At 32.8% G+C, this 19102-nt stretch carries 17 protein-coding genes; 4 read left to right on the forward strand and 13 right to left on the reverse strand.

All coding sequences use genetic code 11. The features are described 5' to 3' along the window. Positions 1-61: 61 nt before the first annotated feature. The 3 genes from BSF41_RS12030 to BSF41_RS12040 all read right to left on the reverse strand — a co-directional run bounded on the left by BSF41_RS12030 (position 62) and on the right by BSF41_RS12040 (position 4684). Complete coding sequence (locus tag BSF41_RS12030) at positions 62-2491, reverse strand: ABC transporter permease (RefSeq protein ID WP_095929735.1); 2430 nt, start codon at positions 2489-2491, stop codon at positions 62-64. 133 nt (positions 2492-2624) lie between these two features. Next, complete coding sequence (locus BSF41_RS12035) at positions 2625-3332, reverse strand: ABC transporter ATP-binding protein (protein ID WP_095929736.1); 708 nt, start codon at positions 3330-3332, stop codon at positions 2625-2627. Between the two features lie 101 nt (positions 3333-3433). Further along, positions 3434-4684: an efflux RND transporter periplasmic adaptor subunit gene (locus BSF41_RS12040; protein ID WP_095929737.1), complete on the reverse strand. Its 1251-nt coding sequence runs from the start codon at positions 4682-4684 to the stop codon at positions 3434-3436. A gap of 160 nt (positions 4685-4844) precedes the next feature. Between BSF41_RS12040 and BSF41_RS12045 the strand changes: the two genes are divergently transcribed. Continuing rightward, positions 4845-6197 (forward strand): sigma-54 dependent transcriptional regulator, encoded by a 1353-nt coding sequence (locus tag BSF41_RS12045; protein WP_095929738.1) that lies wholly within the window; start codon positions 4845-4847, stop codon positions 6195-6197. A gap of 140 nt (positions 6198-6337) precedes the next feature. Continuing rightward, positions 6338-7663, forward strand: coding sequence for a PAS domain-containing sensor histidine kinase (locus BSF41_RS12050; protein ID WP_095929739.1), 1326 nt, complete (start codon positions 6338-6340; stop codon positions 7661-7663). Positions 7664-7895: 232 nt separating this feature from the next. On the opposite strand, the gene BSF41_RS12055 is transcribed toward BSF41_RS12050, so the two are convergent. From BSF41_RS12055 to BSF41_RS12075, 5 genes are all read right to left on the reverse strand, one after another. Continuing rightward, entirely contained in the window at positions 7896-8222 is a 327-nt protein-coding gene (locus BSF41_RS12055; RefSeq protein WP_095929740.1) for an MGMT family protein, read from the reverse strand. An 81-nt stretch (positions 8223-8303) separates the two neighbouring features. Next, the gene (locus BSF41_RS12060) at positions 8304-8939 is read right to left on the reverse strand and encodes a LysE family transporter (RefSeq protein WP_095929741.1); all 636 of its coding nucleotides are present in this window, start codon (positions 8937-8939) and stop codon (positions 8304-8306) included. 42 nt (positions 8940-8981) lie between these two features. Continuing rightward, entirely contained in the window at positions 8982-9659 is a 678-nt protein-coding gene (trmB, locus tag BSF41_RS12065; protein WP_095929742.1) for a tRNA (guanosine(46)-N7)-methyltransferase TrmB, read from the reverse strand. Positions 9660-9772: 113 nt separating this feature from the next. After that, positions 9773-11155, reverse strand: coding sequence for an ammonium transporter (locus tag BSF41_RS12070; protein ID WP_095929743.1), 1383 nt, complete (start codon positions 11153-11155; stop codon positions 9773-9775). A gap of 263 nt (positions 11156-11418) precedes the next feature. Next, positions 11419-11907 (reverse strand): nuclear transport factor 2 family protein, encoded by a 489-nt coding sequence (locus tag BSF41_RS12075; RefSeq protein WP_095929744.1) that lies wholly within the window; start codon positions 11905-11907, stop codon positions 11419-11421. A gap of 330 nt (positions 11908-12237) precedes the next feature. Here BSF41_RS12075 and BSF41_RS12080 point away from each other — a divergent pair, with 330 nt between their 5' ends. Then, on the forward strand, positions 12238-12912 hold the full coding sequence (locus BSF41_RS12080; protein WP_095929745.1) for a hypothetical protein: 675 nt from the start codon (positions 12238-12240) through the stop codon (positions 12910-12912). Between the two features lie 155 nt (positions 12913-13067). Here the strand turns inward: BSF41_RS12080 and BSF41_RS12085 are convergent, their stop codons facing one another. Further along, positions 13068-13382, reverse strand: coding sequence for an HPF/RaiA family ribosome-associated protein (locus tag BSF41_RS12085; protein ID WP_095929746.1), 315 nt, complete (start codon positions 13380-13382; stop codon positions 13068-13070). Between the two features lie 203 nt (positions 13383-13585). Between BSF41_RS12085 and BSF41_RS12090 the strand changes: the two genes are divergently transcribed. Further along, positions 13586-13819: a hypothetical protein gene (locus BSF41_RS12090; RefSeq protein WP_095929747.1), complete on the forward strand. Its 234-nt coding sequence runs from the start codon at positions 13586-13588 to the stop codon at positions 13817-13819. A gap of 133 nt (positions 13820-13952) precedes the next feature. On the opposite strand, the gene BSF41_RS12095 is transcribed toward BSF41_RS12090, so the two are convergent. From BSF41_RS12095 to BSF41_RS12110, 4 genes are read right to left on the reverse strand one after another with little or no spacing between them, the layout of a single operon-like run. Further along, on the reverse strand, positions 13953-14924 hold the full coding sequence (locus BSF41_RS12095) for a ComEC/Rec2 family competence protein (RefSeq protein ID WP_095929748.1): 972 nt from the start codon (positions 14922-14924) through the stop codon (positions 13953-13955). 7 nt (positions 14925-14931) lie between these two features. After that, positions 14932-15654 carry a hypothetical protein gene (locus BSF41_RS12100; protein ID WP_095929749.1) on the reverse strand — a complete coding sequence of 241 codons (723 nt, stop codon included), beginning with the start codon at positions 15652-15654 and terminating at the stop codon, positions 14932-14934. After that, a complete protein-coding gene (locus BSF41_RS12105) occupies positions 15651-17870 on the reverse strand; it encodes an ATP-binding protein (RefSeq protein ID WP_095929750.1) in 2220 nt (739 codons plus the stop codon). Before BSF41_RS12105 ends, BSF41_RS12100 begins: the two co-directional genes overlap by 4 nt. After that, entirely contained in the window at positions 17855-19084 is a 1230-nt protein-coding gene (locus tag BSF41_RS12110; RefSeq protein WP_095929751.1) for a DNA cytosine methyltransferase, read from the reverse strand. The genes BSF41_RS12105 and BSF41_RS12110 overlap by 16 nt, the downstream gene beginning before the upstream one ends. Positions 19085-19102: the final 18 nt, after the last annotated feature.

Genomic DNA, 19102 nt, shown 5'->3' on the forward strand with positions numbered 1-19102 from the left:
AAAAGCCCGACGGATTTTACTGAAATCTGTCGGGCTTCTTTAAAAAAAATGGTCTACAAGCTTATTCGTATTTTAGATATTTTAATACATCTATTCTAGTTACCTGAAATGCTTTTGTTAAAACAATTACTAATGTTAAAAACAAAAGTGAAATCAGGGCAATTATAAACGGAACTGTTGATATTCCAATTCTAAAAGCGAAATCTTCAAGCCATTTCTGTAATAATATATAAGCAGGAACAATCCCGATTGCAAATCCTATAAAACAGAAAACAATATATTGTTTCGACAATTCTTTTAAGAGTATATCTGTTTCGGCTCCTAATGTTTTTCGAATGGCGATTTCTTTCAATCTTCTCTCCATCGAAAATGATGCCAAAGCGAACAATCCAAAGATAGCAATTATGATTACGACTAAATTTAGGATGAAAAAGAGGTTTTTTTGTTTGACTTGCTCTTCATAAGTTTTTGCAAATCCTTTGTTAACAAATTCGTAATCAAACGGATAGTCAGGGTTAACGTTTTTCTCCCAATATAATTTCAATTTTTCTAACGTTTCTGTTAAATTATTTGGAGAAACCTTTACAAGCACTCTATTGAAATTATTCCATTTTAGTGTTTTTAAACTAATAAAAACCATTGGCGGAACCTTATTCTGTAAATTGATTAAATTAAAGTCTTTCACAACTCCAACAACTTTAAACTTCAAATTATCACTGTTTCCAATACTCCAGCCCGATGTTATCATGGTGTTTACTGGATTCTTAAGATTTAGTTCTTTGGCAAGTGTCTCGTTTATAAGCATGCCGTTTACAGTGTCTGAAGCAAATTGAGCAGATAAGTCGCGTCCTTCAACTATTTTAATCTTCATCATTTCAAGAAATCCAAAATCCATTTCGATGTTTTTTGGCTGTACAAAAATTCCATTATGCTTAAATCCTGAACTTGATCCCGAATTGCCTCCAAAAGTGCCAGCAAATGTAGTAACATCTACAACTCCTGGAATTTTTTTAATTTCTTGTTTCTCTGCTAAATATTTATCTGTTCTGCTTAATCGGTCTTTTGTGTTGTAGGTAATAGAAAGTACCTGATCACCGCTAAAGCCTAGATCTTTGTTCATCATGTAACTAACCTGCGAATTAACAATCAATGCTCCAATGATAAAGAAGGCAGCAATTCCGAATTGAAAGATAAGCATTGAGTTTCGAATCCAAATACCGCTTTTACTTCTTGAAAAATTCCCTTTTAAAACCTTTAATGTTTCAAAATTTGAGATATAAACAGCAGGGAAAATACCCGCAAGAACGATTACTAATCCAAATATAAAAATAAGCTGCAGGTAAAATTCGCCGCCATTCATAGTCAAAGTTTTTCTCAAAAAGGTATTGTAATAAGGCAATGAAAGTTCTACAATTGCAAGTGCAAAAACAATTGCAAGCGTTACGATTATAGAGGTTTCAAAAATAAACTGCGTAACAATTTGTTTTTTTGTTGCACCCACAATTTTACGCACACCTACTTCTTTGGCACGTTTGATGGCCGATGCAGTTGCCAAATTGATATAATTTACTATAGATAAAAATAAGATTAGAACAGACAAACCGCCCATAATGTAAAGCAATTTTAAATTGCCCTGCCCTTCAGGAAAATTTTGGCCTCCTGAACTTATTGTGCCATATAAACGAGACGTTTTCAATTGATCTAGGATCACTTCTACCTGTCCGTTTTCTTTTAAATATTGCTCTACGGTCTGACCGCTGGCTTTGGCATCTTTTACGGTTCTGTTAACAAAAATTACATTTTGCATTTTCTTTATAAGAGCAGCAGAATTGGTTCCTTTTTTAGCTTTGACCATTAAAGCATAATTAAAATTCCCCCATTGATCTCTGTCGCCCTCGCGTTTAACCCCGTTAAAGACATAATTTGGCTCGATTGAAGACGGTTTAGTTACGCGAAAAACCGCTTTTACGATATAATCGCCATTACCATACGTAATTGATTTACCAATTGGATCGTCGTTTTTGAAAAGCAATTTTGCTTGATCTTCGGATACGGCAACACTATTTTTTTCTTTTAAAATGTTCTGTTTATTTCCTTTTATAATTTCAAAAGGGAAAAAATCAAAAAAGTTTTCGTCTGTACGGATAACTTTTTTATCTAATATTTTTAGATTTTGAAATTTAACAACGCCATCTTCGTACCAATTGTAGAGAAAACAAATTTTGTCAATTTCAGGGATTGTAGCTTTACAAGTCTCGCCAAAAGGGATCGAACTAGTCGCCCAGATATCTCCCGAACCAATTTTGTTTAGAACAAGATAAGCATTCTCTTTTTCAGGATTCCATTGATCGTATGCATTTTCATTGTTCCAATATAAGATCGCAAAAATGACAGAAGCAATCCCGATGCTTAGTCCTAAAACATTTAAAAACGAAAACAATTTGCTTTGTTTTAAATGATATATAAATATTTTAAACCAGTTAAAAATCATTTTGAGGTATATTTTTTATAGTTGATATGGTTGTTTTTGGTAAACCTTTCGGTTTTACATCATAGTAAATATTTTGCATACTAGCTCTACCAGAACTACAAGTGCAGTAACAATAATTTTAATCATCACTTTATTATTTAGCGTCCATAAAAACATCAACATTGCGTTGATTTAATTTCTCAGAAAATATAACTCCATCTTTCATATGAATGGTTCTTTGCGAAAAAGAAGCGTCATAATCAGAGTGGGTAACCATCAAAATGGTAGCGCCTTTAGCGTGCAAATCGGTTAAAAGTTCCATTACTTCATTACCGTTTTTACTGTCTAAGTTTCCTGTTGGCTCATCGGCCAAAATAATTTTTGGATCGTTTACCAGAGCTCTTGCAACGGCAACTCTCTGCTGCTGTCCTCCAGAAAGCTGTTGCGGAAAATGTTTCAAACGATGAGAGATATTAAGTTTCTCAGCAATCGCCTCAATTTTCTGTTTTCTTTCAGAAGCTTTTACATTGTTGTAAAGCAAGGGCACTTCGATATTATCGTAAACAGAAAGCTCATCAATTAAATTGAAATTCTGAAAAATAAAACCAATGTTTTCTTTTCTCACTTGCGCTCTGCCTTTTTCTTTTAAGCCAATCATTTCTTGGTCTAGCAGTTTGTAGCTTCCTGTGCTTGCGCTATCCAAAAGCCCGATAATATTTAATAAAGTCGATTTTCCACATCCAGAAGGCCCCATGATGGTTAAAAAATCTCCTTTTTTTATTTCTAAATTGATACCGCTCAAAGCAGCAGTTTCTATTTCTTCTGTTCTAAAAACTTTGGTTAAATTCTGAATTGTGATCATAATTTTTTTAGGTTTTGAAATGTTATTAAATACGTTTTTTGATTGATGATTGATCTTTTATAATTGTAAAATGTGAAATGCGATTTGTAAACTGCGACTATCTACTGCGATTGCGACTCGAGAGAAAGCTCTTCGATATCCTTATAATCGCTGTAAGAAGAAGTAACTACAGATTCGCCTTCTTTTAAGCCTTCCAGCACTTCATAATACGAAGGATTTTCGCGGCCTAGTTTGATATTTCTTCTTACTGCTTTGTTTCCGTTTACGACAAAAATCCATTTTCCTGCTGCTTCCTGGTTAAAAGCTCCTCTCGGAATTACCAAAGTTCTATTCTTTTCAGACAAAATCAGTTTTACGCCAAAACTAAGTCCGTCCTGCAGAACAATATTTTCTTTACTTACAAAAGCAAGCTCCACAGTAAATCGTCCGCCTTTTACTTCAGGAATTACTTTGGTCACGATAATTTCAAGATTTTTCCCTTTAAATTCTACCTGTCCTTTTAAACCTTCTCTAAGTTTTTCCAGATAAAATTCGTCTACTTCGGCAATCAGCTTGTAACCTTTGTTAGAATCGATTCTTCCAATGCTTGCACCTGCCTGAAAAGTCTTTCCTAAAACAGGTTCAAAAGAGGTTAATCGTCCTGTTTCTGGTGCTGTAATTAAAAAGTTCTTTTTGTTGTTTCTAAGAATATCCAAACTTTTTTCCATAGTCTGGATCGAACGGTTTATTTGCGAAATCTGAACCTGATTGCTTTGTTTTTCTTTTTGAATGCTTTGCTGAATTGTTCTTTTGCGTTCTTCCTGAAAACGAAGGCTTTCTTTAAAAGTATTCCAGTCATTTTTAGAAATTACATCTTTCTCATACAACTTCGCATTCATATCATATAATCTCTTCGCGTCGTTATAATCATGCTCTATCAAAACCAAATCTTTGTTTAGATTTAATTCTTGATTTCGGATATTTAATTTACCCGTATTCAAATTGTTGATTTGCTCAATAATAGCAGTTTCCTGAGTAAGATAATTCAATTCTGTATTCGGATTGTACAAACGAGCCAGCGATTGTCCTTTGGTAACCATTGCGCCATTTTCTACAAAGATTTCTTTTACAGAACCTCCCTCAGTAACATTTACAAGCATAACGTTCAATGGCTCTACTTTTGCTTGAAAAACTACAAAATCTTCAAAAAAGGCTTTTTCTGCTTTTTGAATTACCAATTCGTCGGATTTTACATTTAAAGTTCTTTTGGTGTTAAATGCAAAAAGGACGATTACGAGCAAAACTAAAAAAACAGCAATTGCTATTGCGAGATATCTAAATTTTTTACTTTTACGAGGAATTATCGTGTCCATTTTTTAAATTATTTTACTGATAATCAATAGGTAAATACTGTGCCATAAAATTTATTATCTGTAAAGTATTGATTTTAAAGAGGCTCTAAAAAACACTTCTAAAAAGCAGTGTCCGATAATGAACAGTTGACCGTTCGGAAGCGGACAGAAAAAAGACCACATGAGAAAAAAACTAGCCCAAATATTAGTTGTTGACGATCAGGAAGAAATTCTTTTTTCTGCAAAAATGATTCTTAAAAAACATTTCGAGACCATTTTTACAACCAATAGTCCTAAAAAAATCATTTCAATCTTAAGCGAAAATGACATAAATGTGGTGTTGCTGGATATGAATTACCGAATTGGTTTTGAAGATGGGCGAGAAGGAATTCATTGGCTGAAAGAAATTAAAACCCTTTCTCCGAATACAATTGTGATCTTAATGACCGCTTTTGGTAAAATTGAAACCGCTGTAGAGGGTATTAAAATTGGAGCTTTTGATTATGTGTTAAAGCCGTGGAATAACGAAAAATTGATAGAAGTTATTGATAAAGCAGTCGCTGAAAGCAGAAAAACTAGCAAAAAAACAGCTTCAGAAAAAACAGAGAAGGCCGAAAAGAAATATTTTGTCGGCACTTCAGCAAAAATAAAACAAGCTTATTCAATTGCCGAAAAAGTGGCCAGAACAGATGCCAATGTTTTGATTTTGGGCGAAAATGGAACGGGAAAATATGTTTTTGCCGAATTTATTCATCAGCATTCTGAAAGGAAAAACGAGCCTTTTGTACATGTAGATTTAGGTTCTCTAAGCGATAACCTGTTTGAAAGTGAACTTTTTGGTTACGCCAAAGGTGCTTTTACGGATGCTAAAATCGATACCGCTGGCCGTTTCGAAAATGCATCAAACGGAACTATTTTCTTAGATGAAATTGGAAATATTCCGCTGCATCTTCAAGCTAAATTATTGCACGTTTTACAAACCAAAACCGTAACGCGTTTAGGCGAAAGCAAACCGCGATCGCTGAATGTTCGTGTTATTGCCGCAACGAACAGTGATATAAAAACAGAAGTCAAAAATAAAACGTTCCGTGAAGATTTGCTGTACCGAATTAATACCATGGAGATTAATCTGCCTTCTTTAAGAGAAAGAAAAGACGATATTGTACCGATGGCCAATTTTATTCTGGAACAAATTGCCGAAAAATACAATCAGGAAAATTGGCGTTTTGAAGAAAATGCTGCATCCTATCTTGAAAAATATCCATGGAAAGGGAATGTCCGAGAAATGGAAAACAAAATTGAACGCGCTTTGATTTTAGCAGAAAACAATACCATTTCTGTAATGGATCTGGATATTCTGAACTTCGAAGAAATTCAGGAGAATGATGAAAATCCGTTATCGGAAATGGAGAAAGGCGCAATTGAAAAAGCACTTTTTAAGCATAACGGAAACATCAGTAAAACGGCTGAAGAACTTGGTTTGTCGCGCGCTGCGTTGTACAGAAGAATAGAAAAATACGATTTGAAGAATTAAAGAGGAAGAAGCAAGAATTAAGATTTTTGCTTTGTCTTAAATTTTAGTTTCACGCAGATTTTGCAAATTCATCAGATAAAAAAATCCCTTTAATCTTTTTAATCTGTGGTTAGAAAAAACGTGGTAAAAAAAATAATTAAATGAAGAATTGGAAGTTTTATAACGCGTTATTTGTAAGAGTTGTATTTGTAATGGCGCTCTTTATTTGCAGTGCATTATTGTTTTACAAAGGATTTCAATACAATGCATTATTAGTGGGTGTTTTTGTTTTGATTTTTCTAATTGAAATGTATTTTTTTGTCAAAAACCAGTTGCTGTTTTATGACAAAACGATCAACTCTATTTTGCATGACGACTTTTCTGCCCATTTTCCAGAAGAGCACAAAAAAGATAATTTTAATAGTCTATATCTTTTATATGATACTTTAAAGGTTCAGAAACAAGAGCAGATCTCTAAAGAATTAATCTATCGTTCGATTTTGAATAGTATTGATACTGCTGCTTTAATCTTAGAAAAAGAAAATGAAGATTGGTCCATTTTTATAATGAACGACTGTTTTTCGAATCTTTTCAAAGTGCCAAAAGTAAGTCATTGGAAATACCTTAAAAACTATCTTCCGAGTTTGTGCAGTGAAATTGAAAAGGTTGGTTTTGCAGAATTAAAAACCGCTATTTCAATCAAAATTGAAGATCAGGACCTGCAGACTTTTATGTTGCAAACTTCTCTTACGCAGACTTATGACAAAGAGTATTTTATCATTTTGCTAGATAGTATCCAGCGCGTTATTGAGAAAAAAGAAAAAGAAGCATGGATTAATCTGATGAAGATTATTTCGCATGAACTAATGAATTCTTTAACGCCTATTCGTGCGCTTTCGCAGAATTTGCTCCACATTGTAGATCAGGATGAATTGGAAGATGACGATTTTGAAGATATCAAAAGCAGTATTTCGACCATCATAAATAGGAGCGATCATTTACAGTTTTTCGTGGAAAATTATCGCAAACTGGCAATGCTTCCAACGCCGAATAAACAAATGACACCAATCAATGCGCTGTTTGAAGATTGTCTGCGAATTATGAGTCCAATTTTGAAAGCAGAAGGAATTGAATTGATTAATGAAATTCACAGCTCGCGTTCTATTCTAATTGACAAAAATCAGATGGAACAAGTGATTATCAATTTGATTACCAATAGTATTCATGCTTTAAAAGAGAAGTCAGAAAAGAAATTAATAATCTCCAGCTATACCGAAAACAATCGTTTTTTCATTGTGATTTCAGACAACGGAAAAGGAGTGGATGCTGAAATTAGAGATAAAGTTTTCCTTCCGTTTTTCACCACCAGAAAAGACGGAGCCGGAATAGGTTTAACGCTTTCTAAGAATATTATAGAAGCACACGGAGGTTATCTAAGCTATCAAACTGATGAAGATAAAACGAGTTTTGTGATTTGCTTGATTTGAAAAATGAAACATATAAGTGATATAAGTTCATTTAAAGTTTTACTTTGTCATTTAATCTCGCAAAGACGCGAAGTCGCAAAGTTTTTTTGTTCCCGCAGATTTTGCAGATTCGGCAGATTTGAATTTAAAAAAAGAAAATCGGCTAGATCTGCAAAATCTGCGAGAGAAAAATAAAAATATAAATTCTTTCTTCTAAAATGAACTTATATCTCTTATATGGTGAAAATGATTTTTACGATTCAACTTCCGGTTTCCAAAAGTGCTTTTCTAAATCTACAATCTGATTGTTGACCACTTTTATGCCTTCATTTTCTAAAAGCTGCTGCATTAAATTGGTTCCGTCAAAATGATGTTTTCCTGTCAAAAGTCCTTTTTGGTTTACCACTCGATGTGCAGGAACATCATCCATATTATGACAGGCACTCATTGCCCAGCCGACCATTCGAGCGGAACGAGCTGTGCCTAATGCTTTTGCAATTGCACCATAAGAAGTAACTTTTCCAAACGGAATTTGTCTGGCGATTACATAAACTCTTTCGAAAAAATTTTCCTCTGCCATTTTAAAATGTTTTTCTAGTAAGATATGAAGTTAATAAAGATAAAAACTTAATTTTCTTAATCTCTTAGTGGTTCGTTTTATTTATCCGAAGTAGTAATTCAGGATATTAAAAAGTGTTGCTAGAGCTACTAATCCAGTAATGGTCCCGATAATGGTATTCATGTTTCTCATGAAGTAATCGGTTTTCTTTTCTATTCTTCCGAAGAAAGCGATATAGCTGTATAAAATTCCGAAAGCCCCAAGAACAGAACCTAATACAAATGTTAGTATAATCGGGTTTTGAAATGTAAAAAGATTGTATGAAGCCAGAGTAACACTTACGACAACATAATACGGAATCGGAAAGAAGTTTAATCCAGAAAGTAACATTCCGAGAAAGAAACTGCTTTTTTTACTCTTTTTGATTTTCGTTTTTTTCTTTGCTATCGGATCTTTTGCAAAAAACAAAAAGTAAATAGTTAAGATCGAAAAAATGACAAAACCAACTTCACGCAATAAGGTTACAACATCTGGTCGATTATCTATAACGCGAGCAAACAATACAGCAACATAAGCTTGAAAAAAAATAACTAAAACAGCCCCGATTACAAACCATAAAGCATTTTTTTTGCCTTCTTTCATTTTTATTTTGGCAGCTGTCATGTTGAGCAATCCTGGCGGAATAGTCCCGATGGCTGCAGCAATAAAGCCTGAAAGTAATGGGGTAAGATAGGTCATTTAGTTATTAAAATCGGTTAGATAAAGGTTTCAAAATTAAAGTTAGTCTTTAATTTTGAAACGAATATACGTAATTGCCTTATTAATTTCTAAATATTGTTTTTCGTAAAAAGTCTGTATAGAAGTTACAACTTCTGGGCTTCCTTCGTTTTTATAGACGTTATGGTTGGCATACAAAACTTCGTGACCTTCTCCGTGAAGTAATCCAAGAGTATAACCGTGCATAAATTCGCTATCGGTTTTAAGGTTTACAACACCGTCTTTTTTCAAGATTTTTTTGTACAATTTCAAGAACTCAGAATTCGTCATTCTGTGTTTTGTTCTTTTGTATTTGATCTGCGGATCTGGGAAAGTAATCCAGATTTCGTCTACTTCGCCTTCAGCAAAAATATGATTGATCAATTCAATTTGAGTACGAACGAAAGCAACATTATGAAGTCCGTCTTCAACAGCAGTTTTTGCACCACGCCAGAAACGAGCTCCTTTAATATCAATTCCTATAAAATTTTTGTTTGGGTATTTTTCTGCTAATCCAACAGAATATTCTCCCTTTCCACATCCTAATTCTAAAACTAATGGATTATCATTTTTAAAGAAATCAGAGTTCCATTTTCCTTTTAAAGGCATTAAATCGCCTACAACTTCTTCTCTGGTTGGCTGAAAAACGTTTTGAAATGTTTCGTTTTCTCTGAATCTTTTTAGTTTATTTTTACTTCCCACTTTTACAAAAATTTTCCGCAAAATTAAGGAATATAAACGGTAGGATTGTTTAAAAAAGAGAAAAATCGCAAGAGTTGTCTTTTTTAAAACAAATCTTGCGATTCTATAATGTGTTAACCGTAATGAGGCTCAGTAATTGGTTTTGATTTCGGATCTAATGTTTCATCGTGTTGTGATAAATCCAATCCGATGTGTTCTGATTCTTCTGAAACTCTTAGCGGAATAATGAAATTGGTTACTTTGAACAAGAAATAAGCTCCAAAGAAAGTAAAGACTGAAACCAGAACCAATGCCATCATGTGATGTCCGAAAACATTCCATCCGCCGTGAAGTAAACTTGCATTTTCGCCGTGAGCGAAAATAGCGGTTAGAATCATTCCCATAATTCCTCCCACACCGTGACAAGCAAAAACGTCAAGTGTATCGTCAAATCTTTTAGAATATTTGCAATTTACAGCCGTATTAGAAACCAAAGCTGTAATGAAACCGAAGAACATACTTTCTGGGACAGAAATAAATCCTGCAGCAGGCGTAATGGCAACAAGACCAACAACAGCTCCAATACAAGCACCTAAAGCAGAAACTTTTCTTCCGTTCATTCTGTCAAAGAAAATCCAAGTTAACATCGCTGCAGCCGATGAAGTTGTCGTTGTAGCAAAAGCCATAGCGGCAGTTCCGTTGGCCGCAAGCGCAGATCCAGCGTTGAATCCGAACCATCCAAACCAAAGCATTCCTGTTCCTAATAATACAAATGGAATATTGGTTGGAATATGCTGGCTGTTTTTTCTTTTTCCTAAAACAATAACTCCGGCTAAAGCTGCAAAACCAGAACTCATGTGCACCACAGTTCCTCCAGCAAAATCTTTAACACCAAAATAACTTCCTAAAATGCCCGTTGGGTACCAAACCGCGTGACATAAAGGAGCATATATAAAAATGGTAAATAAACTAATGAAAACTAAATAAGAGATAAAGCGAACGCGCTCTGCAAACGAACCTGTGATAATCGCAGGACAAATGATGGCAAATTTCATCTGAAACAAAGCAAAAAGCATAAACGGAATTGTATTGGCCAATTGTTTATGAGGCAGAACGCCAACATAATCCATAAAAGCAAAAGTGGTCGGATTACCAAAAAAGCTGTAAAAATGGTCGCCAGAACCAAAACCAACCGGTTCTCCAAAAGCTAAACTAAATGCAACTACAACCCATAAAAGCGTAACGACACCTAGACAGATAAAACTTTGAAGCATGGTCGAAATAACATTTTTCTTTCCTACCATTCCACCATAAAAGAAAGACAATCCTGGTGTCATGATTAAAACCAGACAGCTTGAAGTAAGCATCCAGGCAACATCGGCAGGAACAATATGATCTGTCGTTCCAAATTCTGATAAAACATAATTATTTTCGGTAACTGTTGGCCAAAAAGCCCCTATCGTACATACGACGCTTATCATGATAAAGGAGATAATCCAGCGTTTTTCTATTTTCATTTTTAAAATACTTTGTTTAACCCTATTTTTTTTGGGGTCAAAGTTAGAAAAAAATAAATATTCTTGTTTTTAAGGCTGATAAAATAGAGGTGTGGCTTTTATTTTGATGAATTTTGTAAAATACCGCTCGTTTTTTTGACAGTATCTTATTCTAAAGTTACAAAAAAGCACTGTTTTTGCCGAATTAATTAAAAATAATCTGCTAACAGTGCTTCTAAAGTGCTCAAAAAGTTACGTTTATAATAAGAAAACCGTAAAATGTTTTATTTTTTCTGAAGTTTTGCAATCAAAGCGTCTTCAATTGGAGCTTTTATCTTTGTTACAGCATCAACTTCGTCATTTGGAACGGTCATCGATAGAACATAATGCTGAATTTTCCATTCGTTCCCCACTTTAACCAAAACTCCAGAACCGCGACAGATTTTCATTTGTGTGTCTAGCAATTCATCAAACCAAGCAATCTTTCCGCTTTTATCAAAAAAGATATGACGCTCTAAAGCTTTAAAATTCCATGTAGTTCCTTTGTCGAAAAAGGGTTTTGCCCAAACGGCAAATTCTTTTTTAGTCCAATTCTCGGTTGCATCGGTTCCAATGTAAATTGCGTCGTCTGCCAATGTATTAAAGTAAGCATCAAATTTTACTTCGCCGGCAGCTTTATGCCACGCATCTAAAGTCTGATTGATTTTGTTTTTGTCTGTTTGTGCATTGGCAAAAGAAGCAACGAATAAAAGAAGTAAAAGTGTTTTTTTCATGAGATATAGTATTTGAGTTTAAAGTTATAATTTTTTTTAAACCATATAAGTGATATAAGGAAATGGAAGTTTTTATAATTCTGGTTTCACGCAGATTTTAAAAGATTTAGGCAGATAAACGCAGATTAATTTCTAAAAAAAATCTGCTCAAATCTTTTAAAATCTGCGTGAAACAAAAAAACTTTGCGACTCTGCGACTTTGCGAGAGATAAAAACGAAACTCTTTACAAATTACAATCCTAAAGTAAAGCTTAAATTATCTTACAATACTTATATGGTGTAATATCTCAAAAACCACTATATTTGATTCTCAATAAAAATACCCCAGTCATGAAGGCAAAAATACTTCTAAGCTCAATAGCTGTTACTTCTTTACTTTTTATTTCCTGTAAAAAGGAATTAGAACCGCAAGCAAGCACAGCAACTTCTGAATTAGTAAGATTAGGACTTGCAAAAGATACCACAAAACCTGCTGCACCACTGGTGGAAGCACCTGCAACAAACCCAAATACAGTTTTAAGCGATACAAAAGGAATTAACCCTGCTCACGGACAGCCGGGACACCGTTGCGATATTGCGGTTGGCGCACCTTTAAATTCTGCACCAACACAGCAAGCGCAGGCAACTCAAGCACAAACCGTTCAGGTAAATCCGACTCAGCAGAAAATGGTTACGACTACAACTGCTGCGCCAGTTAAAGTAGCAAAAGGAATGAATCCGCCACACGGACAGCCAGGACATAGATGTGATATTCCTGTTGGAGCACCTTTAAATTCTGCTCCTGCAAAAACTACAACAACAACAACAACAACAACAGCTTCAAATACCGCTCAAAGCGGAACAGTTACGCAAAATTTTACGGTTACTCCACCAGCATCAAACCCAGTTCCAGCTTTGTTAAGTACAGAAGGTACTGAAGCTACAGTAGCAGAGGGAATGAATCCGCCACACGGAAAACCAGGTCACCGTTGCGATATTGCAGTTGGCGCACCGTTGCCTAAATAAAGTAAACCATATAAGTGATATAAGTTAATTTAAGATTTTCACTTGTTGTTATCCATAAAAAAAAGCGAAGCATTTTTGTGCTTCGCTTTTTTTATGAAATAAGTTTTTCAGTAAACTTAAAATGAACTTATATCACTTATATGGTTTAAAAAAAATTAATGTTCTTTTATCTTCTCGAAAGTGCTCGTCAATGTTTTTTTAGCTTTGGCCAACGCACCGCTAAAAGCTTTTTCAAGACTTTCGGCGTGTTCTGTAACTGTAATTGGCTGTAGTTTTACGGGACGAACTTCAATCACACACTTTTTGTCATGCAAGCTGAATTTTTCTCCATTTTCATCTCCAAAATGAATTTCTACGCGAGTAATTTTATCTTGAAAACGGTCTAAGCTTTTTTCTACTTCTCCAGAAAAATAACTTTCTAATCTTGCACTTCCTTCAATGTTTTTGTCGGTGTTGATTTGTACTTTCATAACAAATAAAATTTAATGATTCATTCTCAAACTTATCGATTTTAAAGCTAAAAGACAAGTAGGTTAAGGAAATATTATGAAATTTTAAATTGATTTATTTTTCAATTTTGTAATTTCCAATATGGCCAAAAGTTACCTAATAAGCTAAGGGAAAAACTTGTTTATTGGTTTTATGGGTATGTAGTTTTAAACTCTCAGACTGAATGAGTACAAACACCCTTTCAAAAGAAACCGAATTGAGATTGACTGAATTCTTCAACAATTCAATTGATTCCAAAAGTATGGCAAAAACCATTAGGCAAGTAAATTTCCTTATTGCGTTAAATGCAATACGAGAAGATGGATTTATGAAAACTGAAACCGTAAATATTGAAGATGGTTTCTATTGGCTAAATGAATTAGCAGAAATTCTTGATCCTTATTTGGTGATTGATTAAGAAATATAAAAAGCCACTTGAAGGACTGGCTTTTTTGTTTTTTTATTTGATTAATGTTCAGTTTATTTTGTTTTGAATTTATAAAAGTTAAGTATCACAATTCTTTATGAATATCATTTTTGATAATCGGGTTTTAAAATTCATAAACTTTATCACCCGAAACATAGAATTCTTCTGCTATTAGACTGTCAGAATCTAATGCTAAAGATTTCAATTGAATGTCAAGTACATGCTGTTTCATGCCATTGATAATGTTTGTAGATTCAACGTTATAACCAAGGCTGTAAAAGTAATTGACTACTTCATAATGAGGGTGGTTATAGGATTTATGTTCGCCAGCAGATACCATTGCACAACATTGGTTGATTTTATTTAGAGCTGACCAAAAGCTTGGCTCATGATTTGTTTCAGATCCATGATGTGGTATTTGCGATAGTAAGTTAGTTTTGTCGGTAAATAAATCTAGATTCTTTTGTGTTATTCGTTGAAAGGTTATTTTTTCAACATCAGACGTAAATAAAACAAATTTGTCATCAAGTTTAAGTTTAAATAAAGTGGATAATAGATTCGCAACTCTACTTCTTTTCATTCTGTTTTTTTCAGGAATAGAGCCTAAAGTACTGATGTATTCCGCCTTTTCAAAATGAGAAGGAGAAAGACAACGTAAATAATATTCATCCGTTAAGTAAATTCTATAGTCAAAATCTAACTTTATGATTTCTTGTAAATTTTTATTATAACTGTTCAGGACTATTTCGAAAACCTTGAATAATTCGGTTGAATTTGTAATGTTTGGTTCTAGATATTTCCAATATTCTATTTCGATGTCTTTAAGCGTATGACAAAATTTATTTATTCTAACATTATTCGCTGAACAGAAAGTTAATAATTCTGTCATTCCTGAATAGTGATCTGTATGGGGATGTGAAAGTACTATAAAATCAATTTCTTTTATGTTTTCTTTTATAATATGTTCCAGAATTGGATTTTTTCCGGCTTTACTTTTACAATCTATTATTCCAAGTTTTAATTGTTTAGTTTTAGTGAGCCATTCAATAAGAATTGAGTCACCTTGTCCAACATCTTTAAAAGTTATTTTTACCATAATAAATTTAATCTCTGGTTAAAGGCGAATCTTTAAATTTATCAAAAATATTTTTTTGTTCAAATAGATCTGAATAATCTTCAAATTGTTCTATATATTCAAATAATCTTTCTCCTTTACTTGTTGTTACTTTGACCATTAAAATTGTTCCTACATCAAATTTTAAAAAATGCGTTAATGGCGTTTTTTCAAATTTTCTAATTTGAAAAAAATCTGATTTTTGATCAATTAAACAATTTAATATTACGTGTTCTTCAGAAAAATCTATTATTTCAGCCAAAAATTCATCCACTCTCACATTTTTATTTTCATTTATTTCATTTTTAACCTCATTTATTAATTTTTGAATTCCATCAGGAGTTTCATAAATTTCGCTTTTTTGCTTGGTAATACAAAATCTAGGAAATTTGTTGATTTCTGTTAAAACGGATAATAATTCTTCGGTTCTATGACTATCTCTTGACCAAACAACAAGCTCATATTGTTTTTTAGATGGTATAATTTCATCAATCCATTGTGCACATTGGTATGGATCAAATGCTGAAGAATAATATAAATCAAGAAAAATCAGTTCTACAGATTCAATTTGTTTTTCAGGAAAGTTACTTTCGTCGATATCAGCATCAAAATATCTAAAACCAATATCTTGGGATGATAAATAGTCTATTATTCCTTGAACCTCGTCCTTTTTATCATCTACAATTGCTATTACAGGGCCAAACTCTATCATGCTTGTTCTTTATTAAATTTTAAAACTAATGCAGCGCCTCTGAACTGGGCAGGAATTTCTAATTCTTCTAACTTATCATTATTGGAAATGATGTCAACTTTTCCATACTTCATCATAATAGTGTCAATTAAATATAAGCCAATACCTATGCCCTCTACTTTTCGTGAAAAAAATGGTCTTACAAGATCAGTAATTTCATCTTTAAATCCAGGACCATTATCAACAAAAATTAAACAAATTGCATCATTTTCTTTATAGGTTTTTACAAAGATTTGTTTGTTATCAACATAAGTGGTATCTAGCCAGTAAATGCTATTGTCTATGATATTCATAGCCATTGTTATGAAATATCTTTTGTCACATTTAATAATATTCAAGGAGTCATCTAAGCAAAGTTCATAACTAACTTTCCTAACTCTCATTTTAAGTTTGTAATTAGAAAAAGCAATTTCTAAACATTCTTTAATACTAATAGGTTTATCCCCTCCTTTTCGTAATATTGAGATAATGCCATCTGTGTATTGTTTTAACTCATTTACTTGATCAGAAATTATTATTTTATCAATCACAGAGTTATTAACTGTTTCTTCCATTCTAGGAACGAGCTTTTCAATTTCATGTAGAGCAACTGAGGCAGTCATTCCCACACCAGCAGGAATCAGTAATATATTTTTATCTTCTTCATATTTTTCTTCTAGCTTTTCAGCTTCTTCTAAAAGTTTCTTTTTCTTTTCTTCATTATCTAAATCTGAATCTTCCAAAAGAGTTTTAAAATTATTTATTTTGGAATCGAATAAATTTGATGAATGTTTTTTATTATGATTTAACCATTTGGTTCTATCAACTAAACGAGTAGATTTAAATTCCGTTAATAAGTATTTTATGATGATATAAAATAAATCAAAACTTTCATTTTTAATAAATCCTTCTCTATTAGTCTTTTCAATTAAACCACCAGAATTTTCAGAATCTAAATATATGTAACCAATATTTTGGTTATTTGAAAACCATTCCTTGTTTTGAATACGTTCTAAGTCCAACCCTAACCAATCGTTATTTGGTTCTCCGTAATCATAAACCCTTAAATCGCCTTTAAAAACTTTTACCCCAGAATGTAGTTTTAAAATTTCTCTAAGAACTTTTGGATCATTAGTATAGTCTCTCAAAGAGACCGGATCCAGATCATAAGAATAAAATTCAAAAAACAAGTTTCCAATTGACAAGTTGTTTTGATCGAAAACGGTCATTAAATCTTCTATTGCATTATCACTATATTCTTTTTTTTCGAGATAATTTCTATAATGTGGTCTAATATCACCTTTTATATTTGTATCGTATTGAGGGTTATCTAATATAATCCTAGATCCAATGTTAGAATTGTTTTTTAATGTGAAAATATATTCAAAGCTTAGATTGTAAGAAGAATCAATTAAGGCACTGATCTTGTAGGGGGCAGCTTCAAGAATTGAATTAACTGATGGAAAATCAATTAACCAATCGTTTTCAAGATTTAAATTAATTTTAAAGCCATCTTCTTGTATTTTAGGAGAAAGCATCGATATTATTTGGCCTTTTAACTCACGAGCCATTCCTTTAGTCCAAGTTTCTTTTAGACCACTTAATCTAATGTAAGTACCTCCCTTTTCTTTAAATCTAAAATCTTGAATATCATTTTTAATCTTCCACTTAATCGGAACATCTGATAAATGCTTAGATTGACTAAAATCTTTCCAATCAATATAAAGCTGGATCTCATAGTTAGCCAACTCTTTACTTTCAATTTCTCTGGAATCAGGCTTGAATTTTAATAGAACTGGTCTAGTGATAAGTAATATTTGACTGCTTAATTTGTGTACTGCGAATCTGCCAACTCCTTTTTCTCCCATAGGGACTCTATTGAATATAGGAGATTTTATGATTGTCCTTTCTCCTGTTATTTTGTCGACAGGTTTTCTAAAATCAGAGCCAGGTTCTAACCAGACATCTTCAATTATTTCTGAGGTCATTCCAATACCATCGTCTTCAATAATGATTACTGCTTTTTCAATATTTTCAATATCTCTAAATCTAACATTAACCTTTGTAGAGTCGGCATCATAACTGTTCTTTACAAGTTCATATATTGCCATTACTGGACTCTTTATTAATTCATTTCCAAGTAAAGTTAAAATATGAGCTTTTGGATTGAAGTGTTTCTCTTTTAAAATTTCTGGCATAATAAATCTTTCATTTTTTTAGCAATTGCATTAGCCATTAAAGGAGGAACTGCATTACCAATTTGTTTAAATGCTGCTGAACGGGAGCCTTCAAAATAAAAATCATCTGGAAAAGATTGTAATCTTGCAGCTTCACGAACAGAAATAGAACGACATTGCTTTACGTCTGGATGAATATAATAATGTCCGTCTTTAGCGATATGAGCTACAACAGTGTGAGAAATTCCCAATCCATCAATTACTTTATATCTATCTGTAAACGCTGTTTCGTTTTTATGTGTTTTTAATTCTTCAGGTAAATCCGGATAGCGCAATCTTTCTTGTCCTTTATTCCATTTTTGAATTGCAGTTTTGTAAATAGCTAAATCTCTTGAATTATGGGGTCTAGAAATATGTTGTGTTACAAAATCGACTCCATTTCGCAATTCGAATTTTTCAAGATATTCATTTTTGATTTGAGTATAATTTACTGTTTTAAAACCTTCTCCGGGCTTTAATTTAGGTAAATCTTGAAAAGCATCATTTACTTTATAATCATGAATTATTTTTTCAAATTCAGGAAATCCAAAATCATTTTCTTTTCGCCATCCAACAATTATGATTCTTTTACGAGCTTGTAAAACACCAAAATCTGATGCGATTAAAGTATCATGATGTACTTCGTAACCAAGCCTTCTAAAATATGCTTTTAAATTCTTGAAATGTTCTCCCTTATTTGCAGTTAATAATCCAGGAACATTTTCAAAAACAAATGCTTTTGGTTTGAATTCTTTAAGAAACCTACCGTATTGAATATATAGTTTGTTTCGAGGGTCTTTCTCAATGTCTTCTTGATGTCTTCTTAATAAGGAATACGCCTGACAAGGCGGGCCACCAATTATTAAATCTATTTGTTTTTTAGACTGTTTTATTTTATCAAAAAGGTCAGAAATTGTATCATCATTAATTTCTACATTTAAAACAGAATTAAGAATTTCATCTGGAATTTCTTTATAAAAATCTCTCGAAGTGATTTCGTTTTGAATGTATTTATAATATAAATCAAGATTATTTTTTGATTTTAAATAATGATATGCTGCTCTCGTTTTTATCGTTAAGCAAGCTTCAGGATTCATTTCGATATGAGATACAGGGTTAAATCCTGCTTTGATAAATCCTTCAGACATACCAGAGGCACCGGCAAACAAATCAATAAAATTGAGGCTATTCTCCATAATTTAATTCTATTTTAA

Source organism: Flavobacterium sp. ACN2, from assembly GCF_002303885.1.
In the GTDB taxonomy this organism is placed as follows: Bacteria; Bacteroidota; Bacteroidia; order Flavobacteriales; family Flavobacteriaceae; genus Flavobacterium.

Bases quoted from the DNA above. Each gene is read 5' to 3' on its own strand.
- BSF41_RS12030 (WP_095929735.1), bottom strand. From the start codon at position 2,491: ATGATTTTTAACTGGTTTAAAATATTTATATATCATTTAAAACAAAGC.
- BSF41_RS12035 (WP_095929736.1), bottom strand. From the start codon at position 3,332: ATGATCACAATTCAGAATTTAACCAAAGTTTTTAGAACAGAAGAAATA.
- BSF41_RS12040 (WP_095929737.1), bottom strand. From the start codon at position 4,684: ATGGACACGATAATTCCTCGTAAAAGTAAAAAATTTAGATATCTCGCA.
- BSF41_RS12045 (WP_095929738.1), top strand. From the start codon at position 4,845: ATGAGAAAAAAACTAGCCCAAATATTAGTTGTTGACGATCAGGAAGAA.
- BSF41_RS12050 (WP_095929739.1), top strand. From the start codon at position 6,338: ATGAAGAATTGGAAGTTTTATAACGCGTTATTTGTAAGAGTTGTATTT.
- BSF41_RS12055 (WP_095929740.1), bottom strand. From the start codon at position 8,222: ATGGCAGAGGAAAATTTTTTCGAAAGAGTTTATGTAATCGCCAGACAA.
- BSF41_RS12060 (WP_095929741.1), bottom strand. From the start codon at position 8,939: ATGACCTATCTTACCCCATTACTTTCAGGCTTTATTGCTGCAGCCATC.
- BSF41_RS12070 (WP_095929743.1), bottom strand. From the start codon at position 11,155: ATGAAAATAGAAAAACGCTGGATTATCTCCTTTATCATGATAAGCGTC.
- BSF41_RS12075 (WP_095929744.1), bottom strand. From the start codon at position 11,907: ATGAAAAAAACACTTTTACTTCTTTTATTCGTTGCTTCTTTTGCCAAT.
- BSF41_RS12080 (WP_095929745.1), top strand. From the start codon at position 12,238: ATGAAGGCAAAAATACTTCTAAGCTCAATAGCTGTTACTTCTTTACTT.
- BSF41_RS12085 (WP_095929746.1), bottom strand. From the start codon at position 13,382: ATGAAAGTACAAATCAACACCGACAAAAACATTGAAGGAAGTGCAAGA.
- BSF41_RS12090 (WP_095929747.1), top strand. From the start codon at position 13,586: ATGAGTACAAACACCCTTTCAAAAGAAACCGAATTGAGATTGACTGAA.
- BSF41_RS12095 (WP_095929748.1), bottom strand. From the start codon at position 14,924: ATGGTAAAAATAACTTTTAAAGATGTTGGACAAGGTGACTCAATTCTT.
- BSF41_RS12100 (WP_095929749.1), bottom strand. From the start codon at position 15,654: ATGATAGAGTTTGGCCCTGTAATAGCAATTGTAGATGATAAAAAGGAC.
- BSF41_RS12105 (WP_095929750.1), bottom strand. From the start codon at position 17,870: ATGCCAGAAATTTTAAAAGAGAAACACTTCAATCCAAAAGCTCATATT.
- BSF41_RS12110 (WP_095929751.1), bottom strand. From the start codon at position 19,084: ATGGAGAATAGCCTCAATTTTATTGATTTGTTTGCCGGTGCCTCTGGT.